This window comes from Actinophytocola sp., assembly GCF_035712165.1.
In the GTDB taxonomy this organism is placed as follows: Bacteria; Actinomycetota; Actinomycetes; order Mycobacteriales; family Pseudonocardiaceae; genus DASYTH01.
This window is the reverse complement of record NZ_DASTBH010000044.1, coordinates 1-2,615: the sequence shown is the minus strand read 5'-3', so window position 1 is coordinate 2,615 and position 2,615 is coordinate 1. Positions and strand designations below refer to the sequence as shown.

Here is a 2,615-nt window from a genome sequence, read left to right as displayed (position 1 = left end):
CTCGACCATCTCGCCGGCCGCCATCAGCGCCTCGATCGCGGTCCGGACCAGGCCGAAACTGAGCTTCTCCTCGGTCTCCCGCCAGCGCTCCCAGCCCATCACCACCGGGCCCTCGTGGATCACGATGCGCTGGTAGGACGGATCCAGGCAGGACTTGATGTAGACCTGGACGCCATTGATGGCCCGGTCCCAGGCCCGGCCGTCGCCGGCGATGGCCGCGCTGAGCCGGCCCACCGCGGCCCGCTCGACCACGTCGAAGGCGGCCTCGAACAGGGCCTGCTTGCCGTTGAAGTGGTGGTACAGGGCGCCTTTGGTGAGCCGGGCCCGCTTGGCCACCGCATCCAGCGAGGTGCCGGCGTAGCCATGCCGGGTGAACAGCTCGACGGCCGACTCCACCAGGGCAGCCCGGGTCGACTCCGAATAGTCCAGCCGCCTCGACCGCAATGTCACCACCCTCACAACCCTACCGGTCACATACCGACGGTATGCTGCAAACCAACGGTATGAGTGTGAGGGGGCTGGCCATGAGCTGGGCGGATTTCTACCGACGGCGGGACGCGCTGGACGCGGTGCTCGAGCACGCCCGCCGGGAACCGGACGGCCCGCTGCCGTTCGCTGAGGTGACCGGGGTCACCGAGGTGTTCGGCAGCCGGACGGAGCTGTTGCTGGCCTTGCACTACCGGTGGCTCCTGGCGCTGACCGGGCGCCTGGGGGTCGCCCTGTCCGACGCCGAACCCGGCGCCGATCGGGTGGACGCGGTGGCCGCGGCCCGACGGGCGGCGGCCACCGCACATCCCGTGCTGCGCGGGCTGCTCGACCGGCACGCCGACGAGGGCGACGAGGCGATGGCCACGGCGCTGGCCGGCGAACGCCGGCTGCTGGCCCTGGCCGCCGGCCTGGACGTGCTGGACCCGAGCCCGGAGACGGTCGAGGTCACCGGCGTACTGTGAGGTGGTGACGATCGCGCCGGACGGACGAAAGCTGCTGCGCCTGGAGGTACGCAACAGCCAGACCCCGATCGAGAAGAAGCCCCCGTGGATCAAGACCCGGGCCCGGATGGGCCCCGAATACCGCGAGCTCAAGGGTCTGGTCAAGCGGGAAGGCCTGCACACGGTGTGCGAGGAGGCCGGCTGCCCCAACATCTTCGAATGCTGGGAGGACCGCGAGGCCACCTTCCTCATCGGCGGCGACCAGTGCACCCGGCGCTGTGACTTCTGCCAGATCGACACCGGCCGGCCGGCGGCGCTCGACCGGGCCGAGCCGGCCCGGGTCGCCGAGTCGGTGCAGGCCATGGGCCTGCGCTACTCCACCGTCACCGGCGTCGCCCGCGACGACCTGCCGGACGGCGGGGCCTGGCTCTACGCCGAGACCGTGCGGAAGATCCACGAGCTGAACCCCGGCACCGGCGTCGAGCTGCTGATCCCGGACTTCAACGCCGACCCCGGCCAACTCGCCGAGGTGTTCGGCGCCCGCCCCGAGGTGCTCGCGCACAACCTGGAGACCGTGCCGCGGATCTTCAAGGCCATCCGGCCCGCCTTCCGGTACCAGCGCTCGCTGGACGTGCTCACGGCCGCCCGGGCCGACGGCCTGGTCACCAAGTCCAACCTGATCCTGGGCATGGGCGAGACACCGGACGAGGTCACCGCGGCGCTGCACGACCTGCATGCGGCCGGCTGCGACATCATCACGATCACCCAGTACCTGCGCCCCAGCGTGCGTCATCATCCGGTGGACCGCTGGGTCCGGCCGGAAGAGTTCGTGGCGCACAAGGAAACCGCCGAACAGATCGGGTTCGCCGGGGTGATGGCCGGGCCGCTGGTGCGCTCGTCCTACCGCGCCGGCCGGCTCTACGCCCAGGCCCTGCGGCACCGCGGCGAGCCGCTGCCGGAGCACCTGAACCACCTGGCCGAGGCCGGACCGGCCGCGCAGGAGATCGGCGCGCTCCTGGCCAAGTAACCGGCCGCGGGCAACTTTCCATGGTCAGCGGGCGGCGTGTCCCAATAGGATGCCGCCATGCAGTTCGCCGCCAGCGGGATCGCCGGCGCCGGCATCGCCGGCCGCACCATCCTCACCTCGAGCGGCGGACTCGCCCTCGCCGAACTGCTCGACGGCGAACTGGAGACCATCAAAGCGCGTTGCGCGATGGGCTTCGGGGAGGACCCGTCGGACCGGCCCAGCCCCTCCACCCTGGCCGAATGGTGGGCGGCACTGCTGGACCGGGACACCGGCGAGGTGCTCGGTGCGATGGTCTGGCGCGCGCTGCCGTACGGGGACAGCCTGGAGTGCACTGCCTGGAACATCGGCATCCGGCTGATGGCCAACGCGCGCGGCCGCGGCATCAGCCACCTGGCGGGTCGGATGCTGGCCAGCTACCTGCTGGACACCACCGACCTGGACCGGATCGAGGCCAACAGCGAGGTCTCCAACGTGCCCGGCTGGCGAGGGCTGGAAAAGGCCGGTTTCCACCGGGAAGGCGTCACCCGCGGCGTATCGGTGCGCGGCGGCGAACGCCGGGACATGCTGCTGTACAGCCTGATGCGCGATGACCTGGCCGGCCCGACCGGGGACCGCACCGTGCTCCGGACCGGCGCGACGGTGGTGCTGGCACAGGCCTG

4 protein-coding genes are annotated in these 2,615 nt (G+C 71.5%); 3 read left to right on the top strand and 1 reads right to left on the bottom strand.

Going from position 1 to position 2,615, the window contains the following annotated elements; genetic code table 11:
* On the bottom strand, positions 1 to 444 hold a 444-nt coding region (locus VFO68_RS02280; RefSeq protein ID WP_325156435.1), incomplete at its 3' end, for a helix-turn-helix domain-containing protein.
* A gap of 59 nt (positions 445 to 503) precedes the next feature.
* Here VFO68_RS02280 and VFO68_RS02275 point away from each other — a divergent pair.
* The 3 genes from VFO68_RS02275 to VFO68_RS02265 all read left to right on the top strand — a co-directional run.
* The gene (locus VFO68_RS02275) at positions 504 to 950 is read left to right on the top strand and encodes a hypothetical protein (protein ID WP_325156434.1); all 447 of its coding nucleotides are present in this window, start codon (positions 504 to 506) and stop codon (positions 948 to 950) included.
* A 4-nt stretch (positions 951 to 954) separates the two neighbouring features.
* On the top strand, positions 955 to 1,956 hold the full coding sequence (lipA, locus tag VFO68_RS02270; protein WP_325156433.1) for a lipoyl synthase: 1,002 nt from the start codon (positions 955 to 957) through the stop codon (positions 1,954 to 1,956).
* Positions 1,957 to 2,013: 57 nt separating this feature from the next.
* Positions 2,014 to 2,615, top strand: a 602-nt coding sequence (locus VFO68_RS02265; protein WP_325156432.1) for a GNAT family protein, incomplete at its 3' end; no start/stop codon positions are given.

Bases quoted from the DNA above. Each gene is read 5' to 3' on its own strand.
- VFO68_RS02275 (WP_325156434.1), top strand. From the start codon at position 504: ATGAGTGTGAGGGGGCTGGCCATGAGCTGGGCGGATTTCTACCGACGG.